Below are 19,038 nucleotides of genomic sequence, written 5' to 3' on the forward strand. Positions count from 1 at the left end.
CGTCTTGAAACGGCATCATGACGGAGACATTAACAGCGTTCATAGGCATGGATAATCCATCATGCCGAGCTTAATAACAGCATAAAAGAGGATATCAGTATGGCGAGTGAAGCGGTTGGTATGGAGACGAACGTCATCGACAATATTAGTTATATTACGGATTGGTTTAGCAATAATTCAGACCTCATGTTTGAGTATTCAATGAATATCATTTGGGCCATTTTAATCTTATTTGTCGGTAATATTGCCGTAAGGCTGGTGGCCAACAGTGTTGGTAAACTCATGAAGAAGCGCCGTATGGATAAAGCGGTGATCGATTTTGTCCATGCAATTGTGCGCTACTTATTATTCATTCTTGTGCTGATTGCGGCATTGGGTAAGTTGGGTGTACAAACGGCGTCTGTCGTTGCAGTGATTGGTGCCGCCGGTTTAGCGGTGGCTTTAGCGTTGCAAGGCTCGTTGTCGAACTTTGCCGCTGGGGTTTTGATTGTCGCGTTTCGTCCTTTCAAATCCGGGGATTATGTCGAAGTCGGTGGCATTGCTGGCTCGGTAAGCTCGATTCAAATCTTCCAGACCATTTTGAATTCTCCCGATAATAAAATGATTGTGGTCCCGAACTCTTCGATTATCGGTGGACCTATCACTAACTATTCACGTCACAAAATACGTCGAATTGATTTAATGATCGGTGTCTCTTATAACGCCGACCTACGTCAAACTCGTAAAGTGTTGAAAGACTTGCTGGAAAGCGATGATCGCGTGCTGAAAGACCCGGCGGTTACGGTTGAAGTGCATACACTTGCTGATTCATCGGTGAACTTTGTTGTGCGTCCGTGGGTGAAAACGGAAGAGTACTGGCCCGTCTATTGGGACATGATGCTGCGCATTAAAGAAACGCTCGATGAAAATGGTATTGAAATTCCATTCCCGCAAATGGATGTTCATTGGGATCGCGGATAGTTTTCGTCTATTTATCGGAACGGAGGTCTTTACCTCCGTTTTTTTATGCATCATGTTGAATCATATGTTGCGATTATGGTCTTAACTAATCAATAGCGTTAAGACATATTGATCAATAAGAGTGATGAAGGAGATTGCAAATGAAAAGTAAGATTGGACAAGTTGCCCTCGTAAGTTTGGGGCTGTGTTATTCACTGAGCAGTTTTGCTGCTGATTATACCTTCCCAACCCTCATGACCACAGGACGTGCTGAGTTGGCGGTCAAGCCCGATATGGCGACATTATCAGTACAGATTGAAGAAAAAGGGAAAACCACCCAAGCTGTGAAAGCGAGTGTTGATAAGGCGGTGACCCAGTTCATGACACGCTTAACTCAGCAAGGCATCCAGAAAAAAGACATTGAAGGCAGTAATTTGTTCATCTCCCCCCAATACCAGTATCAAAAATCGGGAGAGAAAACCTTAGTCGGCTATCAAGGTCGACGTGAAGTGACGGTCACAGTTCGTAAGATTAAGACACTGAACCCTGTTTTGGATACCGCATTGAAAAGTGGTATGAATCAGGTGAATCGTATTCAACTTGGCGTGCATAATCGGGAACACTATGTACAGAAAGCAAGAACGGCTGCTATCAAAGACGCCCAGAAAAAAGCTCAAGCATTAGCATCAGGCTTTAATAGCCAACTTGGGAAAGTGTGGGAAATTCATTATAACAACGCGCAAGTGTCTCCCGTTCGTCCACAATCGGTGATGCTGCGTGAGGCAAAAGTGTCCGCCAATGACAGCTACGCCGATCAGACGATTACCATCCGTGATAGTGTCGATGTGACGTATAAAATTCATCCTTAATCAGACAGAAGCGTGTAATAACGATGAGCAAGCATGCCTTCGCGAGAGTGGTGGGGGCATGACTCATGTTTGAGCGATAAATCGGGAGCTTCATAAAATCGACTTGAGCTTATGGAATGATCGAGTAAACTTTACGCTTTAACGCATGCTCCCTGACGTACTTGGAAACGTAAGCTAAGGGGTCACCCATCTCTTAGTGATGAGCCATAAGGATATATAACGAACACTTGGGGTTATTGCTGTGAGACCGAGTATGTTACATCGTTATATTGTACGATCCGTTATCGTCAGTTTGCTGTTATTGACCATGACCGTCAATGTGCTGTATATCTTGCCGATGATTGTGTTACTGAACACCCATTTCCACGAGTTTTTTGGACGCTAAAGGTTAGGGCATTGCGCTGTCTAATCACGTTATCCGTCCATTATCAGTAAAAAAAACGGGGCCTAGTTAGGCCCCGTTTACTTTTCTGTGTGGGTATTATAATACGTGAACAGAGGCGGTATTCGTTGTGCCGGAAGCAACCAACGCACCAGATACCATTACGGCAATATCCCCTTTCTTGCCTAAGCCTGACTCTAGCGCCAGTTCTTTACCAAGAACGTAGAAATCATCCGTGCTCGCAATACGTTCAACCACAACGGGCGTCACACCTTTAGACAGAACAAGTTGTGCGGCGGTCTTTTTATTGGTTGTAATCGCAAGAATGTGTGCGGTTGGGAAGTATTTACGCACAGAACGAGCCGATTTGCCTGCTTCTGTCGCCACCACAATGATTGGAGAGGCCAGTTTTTCAGCCGTATCGACGGCACCTTTACAGACCGCTTCCGTAATACGCAGACGAGGGCTATCTAAGCGAGAGCCAAGCTCTGCTTTTAACGCTTGGTCCGTACGTTGAGCAATTTGCGCCATGATGGTCACGGCTTCTACAGGGTAGTTACCTTTTGCAGTTTCACCCGATAGCATCACAGCATCGGTACCATCCATGATGGCGTTCGCCACGTCACCTGCTTCCGCACGTGTTGGGCGAGGGTTTTTGATCATTGAATCCAGCATTTGAGTGGCTGTAATCACGACTTTACGAGCGCGGTTACATTTCTCAATCATCATTTTTTGAGCAAAAATAACTTCTTCTGCTGGGATTTCCACACCAAGGTCACCACGAGCGACCATGATACCGTCAGACGCTTCTAAGATTTCGTCAAAGTTATCGACACCTTCTTGGTTCTCAATCTTAGAGATAATTTGGATGCTTTCGCCGCCATGTGCTTTTAGGTGTGCACGAATGTCGTGGACATCTGAAGCTTTACGGATGAATGAAGCCGCAACGAAATCGACCCCTTGCTCACAACCAAAGATTAAATCGTTTTTATCTTTTTCAGCGAGTGCTGGCAAGCTGACGGCTACGCCTGGAAGGTTAACGCCTTTGTTTTCACCTAATGCACCGTTATTCAATACTTTACATTTTACTTCGGTATCGGTTTTGGCAATCACTTCCATTTCGAGTAGGCCATCATCGACAAGAATGGTGTTACCAACAGCAAGATCTTGAGCAAAGCCTTTATAGGTTACCGCGACACGGTCTTTGTTACCCACGACGGTATCATCGGTGGTAAATGTGAACTCTTGACCAGAAACAAGATCCACATCATTGCCATTTTCTAGCTTAATAGTGCGGATTTCTGGGCCTTTTGTATCCAATAGGATAGAAAGCGGTTGACCTGTGTTTGCAACAACTTGGCGCAAGTTTTTGATACGATTGCCATGTTCTTCATAGTCACCATGAGAAAAGTTTAGACGCATCACGTTCATGCCAGCAGCAGCAAGCTCTGTGAGTTTTTCAACATTCTCTGTTTTTGGGCCAATCGTACAAACGATTTTGGTCTTTTTCATGAAGCTTATCTCCGGTATTCAATAATTTAATTAAGAAACTGCTCAACGCTAACAGTGGGGCATTAGTCTTGTTTGGCTGACATTCGTTCAGCCTTTTATGGTTTTATCCATTGATAATAAAACGCTTAATGAATAACCACTCACTATTCGCTGAAAGTCTTTCACCAAGTTTGATCAAAAAAGACCAAACCTGTATGGCAAAATGTCAGAAATTATGGTCAATCCCTAGGGTACAGCGGGAAAGTGACAAAAATATCACGGTTTTTTCTGTAATTTTTTTTCTTTAGGGCTGGAATTCTATCATTTTCTCTTACCAATAGCACTGTCCAAGAATTGTCTTAGGACAAGGTTTTAACGCGAATTAATAATTTTTTGGAGCAAAATAAATGGACATGAAAGTTTCGTTTAAACTATAATAACTTTCACTTCGAAACTTATGCTGTTGATGAATGATGTCAAAACGAAATACTAAAATCCGCCGCCATGCCATTGCGACACTGGTTAATGAGCAGGGAGAAGTCAGCGTTGATAAACTAGCGGCCCAGTTTGAAACATCAGAAGTGACTATTCGTAAAGATCTAGCCGCATTAGAAGAAAATGGATTACTGCTGCGTCGTTACGGTGGCGCGGTGGCATTACCGAAAGATATTGTGAATGAAGAATTGAGTGAAAAAGTTTCAGTTCGAAAGTTGTCTATCGCAAAAGCGGCTGCAAAACTGATTAGAGATCATAACAGAATTGTGATCGACAGCGGTAAAACCACCGGTGCCTTGATTGAACAACTGAACACGAAACGTGGGCTAGTGGTCATGACCAACTCATTACACGTCGCCAATGCCTTAACTGAGTTAGAGAACGAGCCGACCGTTCTTATGACAGGTGGTACTTGGGATACTCGCTCTGAATCGTTTCAAGGTAATGTGGCGGAAATGGTGTTGCGTGCCTACGACTTCGACCAGCTTTTTATTGGGTGTGATGGCATTGATTTAGCTCGGGGAACGACAACGTTTAATGAATTGTTGGGGCTGAGCAAAGTGATGGCAGAGGTGTCGCGCGAAGTGGTCGTCATGGTGGAATCGGACAAATTAGGACGAAAAATTCCCAATTTAGAACTGAGTTGGCAACAAGTCGATGTGTTAGTCACTGATCGTGATGTGCCGAATGAAGTCATCCGTGAAATAGAATCTCATCAAGTACGAGTGATTCGTGCTTGAAAAAAGAACATTAAATCGAGTGTAGGTAAGTCATTACTCTTACCGAACAACGTCAAAATTTAGGAGTTTATTGAACATGTGTGGAATTGTGGGTGCGGTAGCACAGCGAGATGTGGCAGAAATCCTACTTGAAGGTCTGCGTCGTTTAGAATATCGCGGGTATGACTCATCGGGTGTGGCGATCATTGATAACGACCATAATATGAAGCGTGTGCGCCGTTTGGGTAAAGTACAAGAACTGGCTGATGCACTAGAAATTGAGCAAGTGCAAGGTGGTACCGGGATCGCTCACACACGCTGGGCAACCCATGGCGAGCCTTCAGAAATTAACGCCCATCCACATGTGTCAGAAGACATCGCGATTGTGCATAACGGTATCATCGAAAACCATCATGTTTTGCGTGAGTTACTGCGTGAACGCGGTTACACCTTTACGTCGCAAACCGATACCGAAGTCATTGCGCACCTGGTTAACTGGGAGCGCCGCAGCACCGACACACTGTTGCAAGCGGTTCAAAATACCGTGAAGCAATTAGACGGTGCCTATGGGGCGGTGGTTGTGGATCGTAATGAACCGGAACGTTTAATCGTTGCTCGCTCAGGCAGCCCAATTGTGATTGGCCTAGGGGTGGGGGAAAACTTCTTGGCTTCTGATCAACTGGCACTGCTTAATGTGACGCGTCGTTTTATTTACTTAGAAGAAGGCGACGTAGCGGAAGTCACGCGCCGCGAAGTGAATGTGTTTGCCGACAATGGCGAGCCAGTGACACGCAGTGTCGTGGAATCGAATGCTGAGCACGATGCTGGTGATAAAGGGGCGTTTCGTCACTTCATGCAAAAAGAAGTCTACGAACAGCCAACAGCCATTAAAAATACCATTGAAGGCCGTGTGACGCACGATTCCGTGATTACGGATAGCATTGGTGTGCACGCCTCTGAAATACTAGAAAAAGTCGAGCACATTCAATTAGTGGCGTGTGGCACATCCTACAATGCCGCAATGGTGTCTCGCTATTGGTTTGAAGCCATTGCAGGCGTGAGCTGTAGTGTTGAAATTGCTTCAGAGTTCCGTTACCGCCAATTTGTCACCCGTCCGAATAGTTTGCTAGTGACGTTATCTCAATCTGGTGAAACAGCGGATACGTTAGCGGCGCTGCGTCTTGCGAAAGAAAAGGGTTACATGTCTGCGATGACCATTTGTAATGTCGCCGGTTCCTCATTGGTTCGTGAATCAGACATCGCCTTCATGACACGTGCAGGGACCGAGATCGGTGTGGCGTCTACGAAAGCATTTACGACGCAACTGGCGGCACTACTCATGATGGTGGTCGCGGTCGGTAAACAGAAAGGCACGGTTGATCAAGCGAAAGAAAAAGAAATTGTACAAGCGTTACACGCCTTGCCTGCCCAAATTGAAGCGGCACTTAAAACGGAAAAAGAAATCGAAGCGCTCGCTGAAGATTTTGCCGATAAGCACCACACACTATTTTTAGGTCGTGGTGAGTTTTACCCTATCGCGGTAGAAGCCTCACTCAAACTTAAAGAGATTTCTTACATTCACGCAGAAGCGTATGCCGCTGGTGAACTCAAGCATGGCCCGTTAGCCTTGATTGATGCCGATATGCCAGTTGTGGTTGTCGCGCCCAACAACGAACTGCTTGAAAAGCTGAAATCGAACATTGAAGAAGTGCGCGCTCGTGGCGGCTTATTGTATGTGTTCGCCGATGAAAACGCAGGATTTGTCAGTGATGAAACCATGACGGTCATTAAGATGCCACATGTTAATGAAATCACGGCTCCGATTTTCTTCACCATCCCAATGCAGTTATTGTCTTACTATGTGGCGTTGATTAAAGGCACCGACGTCGACCAGCCTCGTAACTTAGCGAAAGCGGTGACGGTAGAGTAAGTAGAGAGAGTCATTTAATCTCATATGTGAGAGTAGAATAAAGTTCCATACTAAGTAATAAAGATTCATACTGAGTATTAAAGCCCGAATTCAACTGCGAAGTGCGACACTCTCCAATATCAAGAAGCTAAAGCCATCTCCTCAAATATAATCGCTGCCTGCTTGAAGCCTAAACACTTTCTCGGACGGTAATTTATCCGCGATAAAGCGAACTCTATATCGATGTCCGTCACTGTCGTTAGATCGGTTCCTTTCTTCACATATTGCCTTAAAAGACCGTTCGCATTCTCATTAGCACCACGCTCCCAAGAACTGTACGGATGAGCAAAGTACACATCAGCCTTTAATTCTTTTGCGATGGTTTCATGACCTGCAAACTCTCGCCCGTTATCTGCCGTAATGGTATGGACATGTTTCTTATAGGGCTTCAGTAGCTCTATTGTCGCTTTGGTGACATCATCCGCTGACTTAGATGGCACTTTCTTTACCACGTAAAATCGAGTCTTACGCTCTAAAATAGTCACCATTGCACCTGTACCATGCTTACCTAGCACAGTGTCGATTTCCCAGTCACCAAACCGCTCCTTACTGTCAACGATGCTTGGTCTATCATCAATCGAAACGGCATTTTTTATCGCTGGAGCTTTCTCTTGTTTACCTCGGCGATACCGCTTATGACCTTGTCTCAAGTGACGATATAACTTACCGCCCAAGCGTTTATCTTGAGCAACAAAGCGATAGATCCACTCATGACTGACAGATGCACCAATTTTCGTTAATACATTAGAAATCTGCTCTGGACTCCAATCTGTTTCTAAAAGAAGGCGGATAAAATCGACACGTTCCTTTGGTATTCGGTATTTACGTGCTGTTTTGCGCTTTTTGGTAGACGACATCTGGGCTTCGTTAGGGCAATAATGCTCTCCCTTCCGACCGCGTTTAAGCTCACGGTATACCGTCGAGCGGTGGCACTGAACTGTTTTAGCTATTTCAGGAACCGAAATTCCCCGTTCCAAAAGAGCAGAAATCTGGTATCTTCTGCCTTCGGTCAACTGTTGATAATTCATGGTAGTACTGCTTGTTTCTTTGGCGAGAAGAGCGTACCACTTTCAGCAGTTGGCTTCCTCTTCTACATATTTCCATGAATGTCGCACTTATTATCTGAAATCGGGAGTATCATACTAAAATGGCTGAGATGGTAGTTTAACTGCTGCCATTTTTAAATCAAAAATGCCCCGAAGTGTTTTAAGAAGTATGTTTTGCTTGATAAGCTTTGGTTGTGATTTCAGACTCTAACGTTAATTTGCTAGACTAAGTAAGAGAGTACATAAAGGTGGACGAATGGACTACTTTGCGGAGGACCCCTTCTAGGTAATGTAAACCTGGAGGGTAAATGAAAAAACTAAAGCAACAGTACCGAAGCCATATAAAGGCTGATGGGCGTTTTCTATGGGATGTGTATCCTTGTGTTCGTAGTGGAATTCATAAGCACTTTTCAACTAAGCAGGAAAAGAGTTATTTTTTCCTTCATGAAATTGAGTATCGTGAGTATCCAATCAAACTGCGAGCGGCTAGAGGGAAATCACTGGCTAATCCTTGGGACGACTATCCTGCATACGTATATGACGTTGCTAAGTGCTGGAAGCATAATTCGAAAAGACGTCACCAGTACTACAAATAAATATTATTGAGCCTCGCGAATGCGAGGCTTATTTCTATCCATCTACATGTTTGCTTCCGACTAGCATGTAATGTCCCAAAGCGTCTTTCACTGTTATTACGCAGCTTGCGAAACGCAAGTTGCGTAATGAACTCAAAACTGCCCCAAAATCATCTAGCACTAGATTCTTGGCTTCTTTCATGTGTCCGTTTTTGACCTATTTTTCCTAATCCCACAGAGAATTTTTAGAGCAACAGCTCTAACGTATCCCCCTGTGTCCATCAGTGAGTCAGAAGATTATCTACTGAGTGATCTTTTGCCTTAGATAGTGTCACGTCAGTTAACGAACATTAAAATAGTTTCCCTCCATCTATCTAATAATCAATGTCTCCAATAGAATTTTTGTCCCAATAGTATCTTTACGTGTCCTTTAAGCCACTTATGCTTATACCATTTATTACATAAAATAACTCCATTGAAGCAACATTAAACTAATATGGAGCACCATTATGAAAATTACACAAATCCGCAATGCGACACAAATTATCGACTATGCAGGGAAAAAATTCCTCATTGATCCGATGTTAGCGCCAAAGGGGACTTACCCAGGTTTTGAAGGCACGGCTAATTATCATATAAATTATCCTACCGTAGAGTTACCACAATCGATTGAAAGTATTATTAACGTCGATGCAGTTCTATTGACTCATACACATGGAGATCATTGGGATGAAGTTGCTGCTAAGGTTATTCCTAAAGATAAGTTGATTTTTGTACAAGACCAAAGTGATGAAGAATTTGTTCGTAAGCAAGGCTTTACCAATGTACAAATCTTTTCTGAAGAAACGGATTATCATGGTATTTCTTTAATACCAACGGCTTGCCAACACGGCTCTGATGCGTTGTTTCAAAATGAGCAGATGGCAGAAATGCTAGGTGAAGTGAACGGAGTTATCTTCTCACATGCCGATGAAGAAAAGTTGTATGTAGCAGGCGATACCATTTGGACTAAAGATGTTGAAGATACCATGGAAAAAGAGCAACCTGGAGTTGTTATTCTCAATACCGGTTGGGCGCATGTTCTTGGATTTGGCCCAATTATTATGGGTAAAGAAGACGTATTAAAAACACACCAAGTATTGCCTGAAGCTAAAATTGTCGCGACACATATGGGCGCCGTTAATCATGCATTGGTTACCGCTGAAGAGATGCGTGTTTATGTAGCTGCAAATATGCTCGGTGACTTTGTTCTTGTTCCTGAAGATGGCGAAATGGTATCACTTTAATTTTCTAGGCGGATTTAGATAATGAATATTGAAACAACTCAAGAGTTAGTAAAGTCTTTCTATCAGGCTATTGAAGATAATGATTACGATGCTGTAGCTGCAATGTGTCATAAGGAATTCCGGTTCTATTCTCAAGTCGATACACCATTAGACGTTAATGGTTTTCTCGCTCAAGAGAAAGGTAATATGGATGGCTTTCCAGGTTTTACTTTTCGCATTCATGACATCTTCGCTCATGATGATAAAGTCGCTTGTTATATGATATTTGAAGGCGTTCAATCAGCGCAGATGCATGATGTACTACCAACCAATAAAAAAGTCCGTTTTTCTTTAATGATGCTGTTAACTATTAAAGATAATAAAATCATCGAAAAACGTGCCCATTTCAATATGGCTGATATGATGAAGCAATTGCAAAGCTAGGGTTATTGATGCGTAAACAGAGTAAGACGCAGTGTTTTGCTCTGTTTTATTATGGAGACTTTGTATGTCTATTATTACCAACCACTCTCCGCCATCGGTGGCTGTTGTGGTCTTTAATCGATTCAGCCCATTTCATTTATCTGTGCCAACTCTTGTCTTTGGTCACGATACCCTCGGAGAAACATTTTTCGACATTAAATTTGTCGCAGGAGAAGAGGGGCATATCTTATCGGATATGGGCATGGAGATTCATACAGATGCCCAATTAGATGCTTTGGAGCATTGCGATGTTATTCTCGTACCTTATTGGCGAACCATTGATGCAAGGCCTAATGACAACTTGGTCGATGCGCTTCGTCGAGCTCATGCCCGAGGTGCATTGGTTGTCGGTTTATGTCTTGGCGGATATGTGCTTGCTTACGCAGGATTATTAGCAGGTAAAAGGGCATCGACGCATTGGGAATTAGAGCAAGATTTTAGTCAACGTTTTCCTGAAGTTACTCTTGATATTAATGCGTTGTATGTTGAAGATAAAGGCGTGATCACTTCCGCGGGTACTGCTGCTGGAATCGATTGTTGCCTTTATATTTTCCGTAAATATTACGGTAGCTCAGTGGTAAATCGTTTGGCTCGAAGAATGGTAGTATCACCTTATCGTGATGGTGGTCAGGCTCAATTTATTGACCAACCAATACCGGTAACTACATCAGATTCTCGTATCAATATGCTAATGGATAAAATCAGGCATGATATTAATCAAAAATATACGTTAGATGAGTTAGCCGATTCGGTAATGATGACCCGCCGTACTTTTACAAGAAAGTTTAATAAGGCCACGGGAATGTCATTTGGAGAGTGGTTGACAACAGAGCGACTAAACTTGGCGCAAGATCTACTTGAATCTACAGACTTGTCGATTGATCAAATTGTCGCAAAAACGGGGTTTAGCTCAGTTCTAATTTTTAGAGATAAATTTAAAGAACGTTACGAAGTGACACCAAATCGATGGCGAAAAACTTTTCATTGATGATATTTGATTGTGTAGTGAATAAGGGAATTGGGCCAGTCACATGTAGGCTGGTCATATGGTTGTAATACTAGAAGTAATTCGAAGAGTATAAATGCCGCTATGGTTTGAAACTCATTTCTGTATTGAATAGCCGCATAAAGCTATTTAGGGTTGTATTTATGTAGAAGGGAGTAGAGCCCTTGAAAAGCTTAAATTATCACAACACTATTAATCACGTTTACTGATTCAAACTTTGCATTATTTATCTTTATTTGATATAAAAAAATCGTAACACTTCACCCGCGAAGCCTTGACAATAAATGTGTGTGACATAGTTAACTTGATCCCACATTCGACTTGAATGATCTTTTTCAGGTGGCAATCTGGAGGTATGAATAAGAAAACATTACCTCCACCGCCAGATTTCGATTCGCCTGAAGAGGCGAAAGATATCATCCACTTTCTATGGAATAAATTGGCAGAACTTGAAGATCGGCTTAATCAAAATAGCCGAAACTCATCTGTGCCCCCATCCCAACAAGCTTTGCATAACAAAGCTAAGAACACTTCGCCAAACAGGAAAAAATCTGGAAAAAAGCCAGGTGCTCAACCAAGTCATAAAGGCCATCGCCGACTACTTCATCCTATTGAAGACAGTGCCTCGGTTGAGCAATATTTGCCAAACAAGACATGCCGTTGCGGTGGCTGTGTCATTCCAAATCGAAAACCTTACAAACGTCATCAAGTTTTTGATTTACCCGATATATCTTACACTCTTACTGAACATCAAGCCTTTATGGGCGCGTGTGCATGGTGTGGCGAGAAACATAAGGCTCAGCTACCTGAGTACGTACCAAGATCTCAGATGGGCCCTAATTTACATAGCTTTATTGCGATTCAAGCTACGCAGCACCATCAAAGTATTGGAAAGTTACAGTCCATGCTGAAAGACGTTTTCCAACTTCACTTCTCAACAGGAGCGATATCAGCAGCGCAAGGTCGAGTCACCGCGTATCTTGCTGACACCCATACCGATATCCACAATAAAGTAAGAGCGTCTGACCTGATTATGGCAGATGAAACTTCTCATCAGCGCAATAATGACAAACGATGGATGTGGGCTGCGCTCAGTAAAGGTGCAGCCTTCTTTCAAGTAAACAGTGGTAGAAATCAACATGCAGCCAAGCGACTTCTTGGTGATGCTATCTCACATCTTTTAGTCACAGACCAATACTCCGCCTATAAGTATATCGATAAATCCAATCGACAACTCTGCTGGGCACATATCTTGAGAAACGTCATTGCAATCGAGGAGAGTATTTCACCTGAAAATCAAAAAATTGGCGGAAAGCTCGCATTGATCGCTCATAGCGTCTTCAGAAGCCATCATCGGTATACGGAAAACAAAATAACAGACACTCTGTATTATCGGCGACTCAGGCGGTTAAGGAAAAGTTGGCTCCACTGGCTCAAATTGGGCAGTTATCAATGTTCACAGCGATATCGTGGGCGTTGCCGCAACTTGATCGCCGATGATGTAATGGTGTGGCGATTTATGGACGATACCAATTGCCCACTGACAAATAATGCTGCAGAGCGAGTTTTACGCAACTATATCTTAATGCGAAAGTGTTGCTATGTGACCCGTTCCTATCGAGGCGATCTGTTCCGTGAGCGCATGTTCTCACTGATCGAGACAGCAAAATTGCAACAGATCTCTGCCTATAAGTGGCTTCGAAAAATCGTTGAATATCATATGCTCAAGATGCCGTATAAGACGCCGTCGTTCTTAGCATAAAAGGTCGTCAATAGCTTATGGCTGAATAGTTACAAAAAATCAATCAAAACATACAGAAAGCAAGGATCAAAGTAACCTAATTTAGAGCCTTGGAAAAAGAGGAAATAAAATGGAATTTATTATTGGGTTATTTGTAATTTATTTGATTTATAGATTATTTAAAGGTAACAGTAAACCTTCTGCACACAATCCTTCCTCAAAAAGAACTCCCCAACCTTTTTCTGAAAAAACAAAAGTACCTGAAAGTAGAACGACATCACCCAGTATGACTGTAGGATCTTCCAGTACAAGTGTATCTAGTAAGTCTAATCATGCTTATTTAGACGATGATGATGACTTCGCTACTTTTACTATTACTACAAGCTTTGGCCGAGAACCAGAAAAAACAACGAATAAACAAAAAGGTCGATGGATAAGTTTAGATGAACAACTTTCTGTCCATGGAAGACAGTTAACGAAAGGCTTTTTCTACTTTGGTGGAGTAATGAATTCACTAGATGGGTACGGTATAGAGCCATCTCTAGTGGATGATAAACGCCCGACTTCAAGTCCCTCGGTAGATTCAGAAATATACACTGATGAATCCTTAGGGTACTGGCCAACTTACGCATCCTTATCTAAAGGCTGTAGAGGCGCTTACCTAGATTGGCTCGCCTCTGATCGCTCAAACCCCAATGCTCCAATTGGTTATGTCTTCATCTATTTCTACGGATTTGAGAGAAGAGTTATCGAAAACAAATCCAATAATCAAATATCTGATGAAGAGTACATAGCAATCTTTGAAGAAGTATTGCGCCTCAATAGCGTTTATAACGCAAATCGTTCGTTCAGAGGATACTCTGCTAATTTCCTCGAACTAATAGCACTTCAAAGACCCGCCTTATTTGAAGATAGACTGTCAGACATACCAGAAACTAATAATGCATTGTCATTCAAAGTTAAACTTGCAACAACTATAGCCAATGGAAACCCTGTAACAGCTCCCTTAGCTTTAGAGTGGCTAAAAAATACATTCGAATATTCCCTAAAAACTCCCGCCCGTAGATGTGAAGAAGAGTTTAGCCAGCTTTTCCAAGTTAGGTTTTTTGAAAAGTTTGGCGAAGGAATTTCCGTAAAATCCAATAAAACTAAACTGCGGCTGTCATACCATGCGGCAAGTAATGGTGTGCATGGGGTTGATTTGGAGTTGGGTGACTTACCTGATCCAAGTATTCTCAAAAGCCCAATTAAAAAGCTCATTCCTATTGCCGAACAATGTACAGAAGAGTTGAGCAGCTATAGCCGTTACTTAGGAAAAGCTGATACCTCAAAGGGTGATATTGCAGCGTTGATGTTATTACCTAAAGAACTGGTAAACGAAGCAAATTCACCAGTTATAGGAACATTTAAGTCTTGGGCAAATCAGATAATTAGTTCAAATGATGGACTAACCACAGTCAAGGATTTCTGGACCCATACAGGTACACCTCTCCCTAAGGCGTTTAACAAAAAAGAAAATGAACTAGTCGCTAACTTGGCTGCTAAGGCTGAAATAGGTATTGCCCCAGACCAACGTTTTCACCATGCAAAATTGAAAATCGATGACAACATTGTGCTCTTCTCTCCGGGCCATGGAGAGTTTTTTGAGCCAAGCTCAGCATTTAACCAAGTAAGTTTAGCAATTAGATTAGGGGCAATGGTCGCAACGATAGATGGTAATGTAGATCATCATGAGAAAATCGCCTTACAAACGTTGATAAACCACGATGACAAACTCTCACCTTCTGAAAAGAACTCGTTAAATGCATATTTAACTTGGCGTCTAAATTCTCCTGTAAATAATGCCGGGTTGAAAGCTAGGATTGAAAAACTCGGCGTTTCACAGGTAGAATTATTGAAAAAATTCCTGCTTTCCATCGCTCTTGCTGATGGAAAAATCGATGCTTCTGAAATTAAGCAAATTGAAAAGTTATATACCTCGTTAGGCTTAGATAAATCACTCGTTACAAGTGACATTCATGCGTTTGCCTCCAGTAAACAACCTATCTCAGCCACATCTAAAGACGCTTCAATTGATAAAAGTGCCTTTCAGTTGGATGAAGGTATTCTAGCTATGCATGAAAGTGACACCATCGATGCGAAGAGTATGCTGGAGAGTATATTTTCCGTTGATGAAGAAGCTGAACTGGAAGTGAGCCCAACCGCTGATGTCAATGATGAAGGCTTAGATAGCCCTTACAACGAACTTTTTGAAACTTTGATAGCTAAAGAATCGTGGTCACGTAAAGAAGTTCATGAACTGTGCAGCAAACTAAACATAATGGTTGATGCCGCATTAGAAACTATTAATGACTGGGCTTATGACAAAGTCGATGCGCCAGTTCTAGATGACGATGGTGATATCTATGTCGATCTAGAAATCGTAGAAGAATTGAAGGGATAAATAATGGTTGCAAAAAGAATACGAGCGAAAGAAAGAGATGCAATTATCCAATCCCTGAAGTCAGGTGTCACTCCTAAGATTGGAATCCAGCATATCCAAGTAGGCCGAGTAAATGAATTAAAAGCTCTGATCCAAGACATTGATCGGATCTCTGATGGAGGTTCAGCTTTCAGGCTCATTATCGGCGATTATGGTTCTGGTAAAACATTCTTTTTAAGTGTTGTACGCGCTATTGCCCTAGAGAATAAGCTTGTAACTGTCAATGCAGACTTATCTCCTGATAGACGTATTCATGCATCGGCTGGTCAAGCTAGAAACCTTTACTCTGAGCTAATGCGTAACATGGCTACTCGCAACAAACCTGATGGTAATGCTTTAACCAGTGTAGTTGAAAAGTTCATCACAGAAGCAATGAAAGAAGCTGATACTTCAGGAAAAAGTATAAATTCAATTATCCATGAAAAATTAGCATCACTTTCTGAACTCGTTGGCGGTTATGATTTTGCTAAAGTTATTGAGGCTTATTGGATAGGTCATGAGAAAGATGATGAGATATTAAAAGCTAACGCCATAAAATGGTTACGAGCAGAGTATTCAACTAAAACCGATGCCCGAAATGAACTAGGAGTTCGAACAATTATTTCGGATACATCTTTTTATGATGCGCTGAAATTAATGAGTTTATTTGTCAGACAAGCTGGCTACCAAGGGTTTCTAGTTAACTTAGACGAGATGGTAAATCTGTATAAGTTGAACAACACCACAGCGAGAACTTCTAACTATGAACAAATACTCCGAATTCTAAACGATTGCTTGCAAGGAAGCGCTGAGTATTTGGGGTTCCTTCTCGGCGGAACCCCTGAGTTTCTACTAGATCCACGTAAAGGCTTGTATAGTTATGAAGCACTACAATCTAGATTGGCAGATAACAGCTTTGCTAAACAAGCGGGCGTGATTGATTATTCGTCACCAGCCCTACACCTCGCTAGCTTAACTCCTGAAGAGCTTTATATTTTGCTTAAAAACTTGCGCCATGTTTATGCTGAAGGTAACGAGGCGAAGTACTTGGTCCCAGACGAATCTCTCAAAGCATTTTTACAGCATTGCAGCCAAACTATAGGGGATGCTTATTTTCGAACGCCACGTAACACCATTAAAGCATTTTTAGACATGCTCGCGGTAATCGACCAAAACCCGCAAATTGCATGGCATAGTCTAATCTCATCAGTAGCAATTAATGAAGATAAGCCTTCCGATGTTGAACTCGAAATAGAGGACAATGAAGATGGGTTTGCTGACTTCAAACTATGATTGATGAACATGAAAAATTAGACCATCGGATTCAGCGCTGGATATTCAAACAAGGCTGGACTGGCTTACGAGAAATACAATGCCTTGCTATTGAACCGATATTGTCTGAAAAGACAGATGTGCTGATCAGCGCTTCAACCGCAGCAGGAAAGACAGAGGCATTTTTTTTGCCTGCTCTCAGCGCTATTGCACCTCAAGAAACGGGGGTAGGGATCCTTTACCTTAGCCCTCTAAAAGCTCTTATAAATGACCAAGATAGGCGCTTAGAAAGTCTGTCTGACCTGTTAGAAATATCGGTTACTCCCTGGCATGGTGATAGCTCACAGGGCCGAAAGAAGAAATTAAAAGCATCGCCGTCTGGTGTCGTGTTAATAACACCTGAGTCATTGGAATCATTACTCATTAGAGACACTGGCTGGATCAGAGCTGCATTCTCTAATTTGAAATATATCGTAATTGACGAGTTTCATGCCTTTATTGGTTCTGAGCGCGGCCATCACTTACTCTCTTTACTTCATCGACTTGAACACCTTCTTGGAAGACTAGAAACACCAATCCCTAGAGTAGCTTTGAGTGCAACTCTTGGTGAGTTAGAGAAAGTGCCTCTCTCACTTCGCCCTAATCGCTCTTTACCTTGCAAGATCATCAAAGATACACATTCGACATCCACCTTGAAGGTTCAGGTAAAGGGGTATGTAAACCCTGCTAACTTAGAAGTTGAGTCTTCCAGTGATGCCGAATATACGATCTGCCAAGATTTATTTAAATTTTGTCGAGGCGGAAATCACCTTGTGTTTGCAAATAGTAGGAGCCGTACAGAAAGCATTACGGCTACATTATCTGACTTCTGTGAAGAAAAAATTGTACCGAATGAATTTTTTCCTCACCATGGTTCGTTATCTAAAGAGCTTAGAGAAAGCTTAGAAAAGCGATTGCAGCAGGAGCATTATCCTACCACAGCGATTTGCACAATGACTCTTGAACTAGGCATTGATATCGGCAAGGTAAACTCAGTAGTTCAAGTAACAGCCCCCCACTCTATTTCAAGTTTACGTCAAAGAATGGGACGATCAGGAAGGCGAGGCGGAGCCTCAATATTGCGAATGCTCATCGCTGAAGCTGAATTGATAAAAGACTCTAGCGTCATCGACAAGCTGAGGCTGGAGCTTATTCAGTCTCTGGCCATGATCAGACTTCTTATCGGCAGTAAATGGTATGAACCAGCTGATACTTCACTTTATCACTTCTCAACACTCCTTCATCAAGTACTTGCGGTTACTGCACAATGGGGAGGAATTAGAGCAGAGCAATTATTTAGTTTGCTCTGTAAAGATGGCCCTTTTCAAAACGTTAATGTTGAAAACTTCAAAGCACTACTTGTCCACATGGGCAAAACGGAACTCATAACTCAGTTAGGAAGTGGTGAATTGGTGCTTGGCCTTTTGGGAGAAAAGCTGACAAGCCATTACTCGTTCTATGCTGTTTTTAAAACACCTGAAGAATTCCGGATTGTATGTGGAACCAAATCACTCGGAACGCTGCCTGTAGATTCATTAGTACTAGAAGGGCAGCATATTGTTTTCGGTGGAAAACGTTGGAAAGTAAACGACGTAGATAGTGAAAAAAAAGTTATTTATGTGGAGCATGCAAAAGGTGGTAAGCCACCTAAATTTGGTGGTACTGGCTTGAACATACATGATGTTGTCCGCCAAGAAATGTTCCAAATATTAAAAGATGGTGACTACAGAATTTCTATCGGAGATCAGAAAGTCGACTTCGCTGATTCAGCCGCACGAGAACTGTTTGGTGAAAGCGTACGATATTTCGAAGATGCAAAGCTCTCTAGAGAACCATTACTTCAAGATGGCAATACTACCTATATATTCACATGGCTTGGCGACAAAGTGGTAAATACAATTGTAGTCTTGCTAATCCAACATGGCTTTGAAGCTGGCGCATATGCAGGAGTCATAGAAGTAGAAAAAGCGTCATTAGAAAGTGTTCGCTTAACATTGCTCAAACTTGCTTCAACGGAACTCCCAACAGAAACAGAACTTGCACAACAAGTATTGGAAAAACGTATCGAGAAGTTCGATGAGTTCTTGCCGGAAAGCATTCTATCCATTGGGTATGGAGCAAAAGCTTTTGACCTAAGCTTGGCTGTTAAGTTTTTAAAGTTCCTTGATTAATAACTTAACTATCAGTCTGATCTTCCCCTGAATCTCTAGTCACTCTGTAGCATTACTAAAATTTGGTCAATATGATCGAACTAGATCGTTTGAGCAAGTTTGGTTGCAACTCGCA

At 42.3% G+C, this 19,038-nt stretch carries 14 protein-coding genes; 12 read left to right on the forward strand and 2 right to left on the reverse strand.

What is annotated here, in order from left to right; genetic code table 11:
* The first annotated feature begins 99 nt into the window (after positions 1-99).
* The 3 genes from mscS (at position 100) to EAE30_RS19140 (ending at position 2,193) form a co-directional block, all read left to right on the forward strand.
* Positions 100-960, forward strand: a complete 861-nt coding sequence (gene mscS, locus EAE30_RS07065) for a small-conductance mechanosensitive channel MscS (protein ID WP_123015309.1) — start codon at positions 100-102, stop codon at positions 958-960.
* 140 nt (positions 961-1,100) lie between these two features.
* On the forward strand, positions 1,101-1,808 hold the full coding sequence (locus EAE30_RS07070) for an oxidative stress defense protein (protein ID WP_123015310.1): 708 nt from the start codon (positions 1,101-1,103) through the stop codon (positions 1,806-1,808).
* 253 nt (positions 1,809-2,061) lie between these two features.
* Positions 2,062-2,193: a hypothetical protein gene (locus EAE30_RS19140; protein WP_261809152.1), complete on the forward strand. Its 132-nt coding sequence runs from the start codon at positions 2,062-2,064 to the stop codon at positions 2,191-2,193.
* 96 nt (positions 2,194-2,289) lie between these two features.
* On the opposite strand, the gene pykF is transcribed toward EAE30_RS19140, so the two are convergent.
* Positions 2,290-3,702: a pyruvate kinase PykF gene (pykF, locus tag EAE30_RS07075; protein ID WP_123015311.1), complete on the reverse strand. Its 1,413-nt coding sequence runs from the start codon at positions 3,700-3,702 to the stop codon at positions 2,290-2,292.
* Positions 3,703-4,154: 452 nt separating this feature from the next.
* Between pykF and EAE30_RS07080 the strand changes: the two genes are divergently transcribed.
* A complete protein-coding gene (locus EAE30_RS07080) occupies positions 4,155-4,916 on the forward strand; it encodes a DeoR/GlpR family DNA-binding transcription regulator (protein WP_123017287.1) in 762 nt (253 codons plus the stop codon).
* 76 nt (positions 4,917-4,992) lie between these two features.
* On the forward strand, positions 4,993-6,825 hold the full coding sequence (gene glmS / locus EAE30_RS07085; protein WP_123015312.1) for a glutamine--fructose-6-phosphate transaminase (isomerizing): 1,833 nt from the start codon (positions 4,993-4,995) through the stop codon (positions 6,823-6,825).
* A 119-nt stretch (positions 6,826-6,944) separates the two neighbouring features.
* Here the strand turns inward: glmS and EAE30_RS07090 are convergent, their stop codons facing one another.
* Complete coding sequence (locus tag EAE30_RS07090; RefSeq protein WP_123014135.1) at positions 6,945-7,892, reverse strand: IS30 family transposase; 948 nt, start codon at positions 7,890-7,892, stop codon at positions 6,945-6,947.
* Positions 7,893-8,994: 1,102 nt separating this feature from the next.
* Here EAE30_RS07090 and EAE30_RS07100 point away from each other — a divergent pair.
* The 7 genes from EAE30_RS07100 to EAE30_RS07130 all read left to right on the forward strand — a co-directional run bounded on the left by EAE30_RS07100 (position 8,995) and on the right by EAE30_RS07130 (position 18,923).
* The gene (locus tag EAE30_RS07100; RefSeq protein ID WP_123015314.1) at positions 8,995-9,771 is read left to right on the forward strand and encodes an MBL fold metallo-hydrolase; all 777 of its coding nucleotides are present in this window, start codon (positions 8,995-8,997) and stop codon (positions 9,769-9,771) included.
* Between the two features lie 21 nt (positions 9,772-9,792).
* Complete coding sequence (locus tag EAE30_RS07105; protein ID WP_123015315.1) at positions 9,793-10,194, forward strand: ester cyclase; 402 nt, start codon at positions 9,793-9,795, stop codon at positions 10,192-10,194.
* Between the two features lie 64 nt (positions 10,195-10,258).
* Positions 10,259-11,221 carry a GlxA family transcriptional regulator gene (locus EAE30_RS07110; RefSeq protein WP_123015316.1) on the forward strand — a complete coding sequence of 321 codons (963 nt, stop codon included), beginning with the start codon at positions 10,259-10,261 and terminating at the stop codon, positions 11,219-11,221.
* A 373-nt stretch (positions 11,222-11,594) separates the two neighbouring features.
* A complete protein-coding gene (tnpC, locus tag EAE30_RS07115; protein WP_123015317.1) occupies positions 11,595-13,001 on the forward strand; it encodes an IS66 family transposase in 1,407 nt (468 codons plus the stop codon).
* 109 nt (positions 13,002-13,110) lie between these two features.
* Entirely contained in the window at positions 13,111-15,423 is a 2,313-nt protein-coding gene (locus EAE30_RS07120; protein WP_123015318.1) for a tellurite resistance TerB family protein, read from the forward strand.
* Between the two features lie 3 nt (positions 15,424-15,426).
* Positions 15,427-16,734: an ATP-binding protein gene (locus EAE30_RS07125; protein ID WP_123015319.1), complete on the forward strand. Its 1,308-nt coding sequence runs from the start codon at positions 15,427-15,429 to the stop codon at positions 16,732-16,734.
* A complete protein-coding gene (locus EAE30_RS07130; RefSeq protein WP_123015320.1) occupies positions 16,731-18,923 on the forward strand; it encodes a DEAD/DEAH box helicase in 2,193 nt (730 codons plus the stop codon). Before EAE30_RS07125 ends, EAE30_RS07130 begins: the two co-directional genes overlap by 4 nt.
* The last annotated feature ends 115 nt before the right edge of the window (positions 18,924-19,038 follow it).

This window comes from Vibrio zhugei, assembly GCF_003716875.1.
GTDB classification, from domain to species: domain Bacteria; phylum Pseudomonadota; class Gammaproteobacteria; order Enterobacterales; family Vibrionaceae; genus Vibrio; species Vibrio zhugei.

Bases quoted from the DNA above. Each gene is read 5' to 3' on its own strand.
- mscS (WP_123015309.1), top strand. From the start codon at position 100: ATGGCGAGTGAAGCGGTTGGTATGGAGACGAACGTCATCGACAATATT.
- EAE30_RS07070 (WP_123015310.1), top strand. From the start codon at position 1,101: ATGAAAAGTAAGATTGGACAAGTTGCCCTCGTAAGTTTGGGGCTGTGT.
- EAE30_RS19140 (WP_261809152.1), top strand. From the start codon at position 2,062: ATGTTACATCGTTATATTGTACGATCCGTTATCGTCAGTTTGCTGTTA.
- pykF (WP_123015311.1), bottom strand. From the start codon at position 3,702: ATGAAAAAGACCAAAATCGTTTGTACGATTGGCCCAAAAACAGAGAAT.
- EAE30_RS07080 (WP_123017287.1), top strand. From the start codon at position 4,155: ATGTCAAAACGAAATACTAAAATCCGCCGCCATGCCATTGCGACACTG.
- glmS (WP_123015312.1), top strand. From the start codon at position 4,993: ATGTGTGGAATTGTGGGTGCGGTAGCACAGCGAGATGTGGCAGAAATC.
- EAE30_RS07090 (WP_123014135.1), bottom strand. From the start codon at position 7,892: ATGAATTATCAACAGTTGACCGAAGGCAGAAGATACCAGATTTCTGCT.
- EAE30_RS07100 (WP_123015314.1), top strand. From the start codon at position 8,995: ATGAAAATTACACAAATCCGCAATGCGACACAAATTATCGACTATGCA.
- EAE30_RS07105 (WP_123015315.1), top strand. From the start codon at position 9,793: ATGAATATTGAAACAACTCAAGAGTTAGTAAAGTCTTTCTATCAGGCT.
- EAE30_RS07110 (WP_123015316.1), top strand. From the start codon at position 10,259: ATGTCTATTATTACCAACCACTCTCCGCCATCGGTGGCTGTTGTGGTC.
- tnpC (WP_123015317.1), top strand. From the start codon at position 11,595: ATGAATAAGAAAACATTACCTCCACCGCCAGATTTCGATTCGCCTGAA.
- EAE30_RS07120 (WP_123015318.1), top strand. From the start codon at position 13,111: ATGGAATTTATTATTGGGTTATTTGTAATTTATTTGATTTATAGATTA.
- EAE30_RS07125 (WP_123015319.1), top strand. From the start codon at position 15,427: ATGGTTGCAAAAAGAATACGAGCGAAAGAAAGAGATGCAATTATCCAA.
- EAE30_RS07130 (WP_123015320.1), top strand. From the start codon at position 16,731: ATGATTGATGAACATGAAAAATTAGACCATCGGATTCAGCGCTGGATA.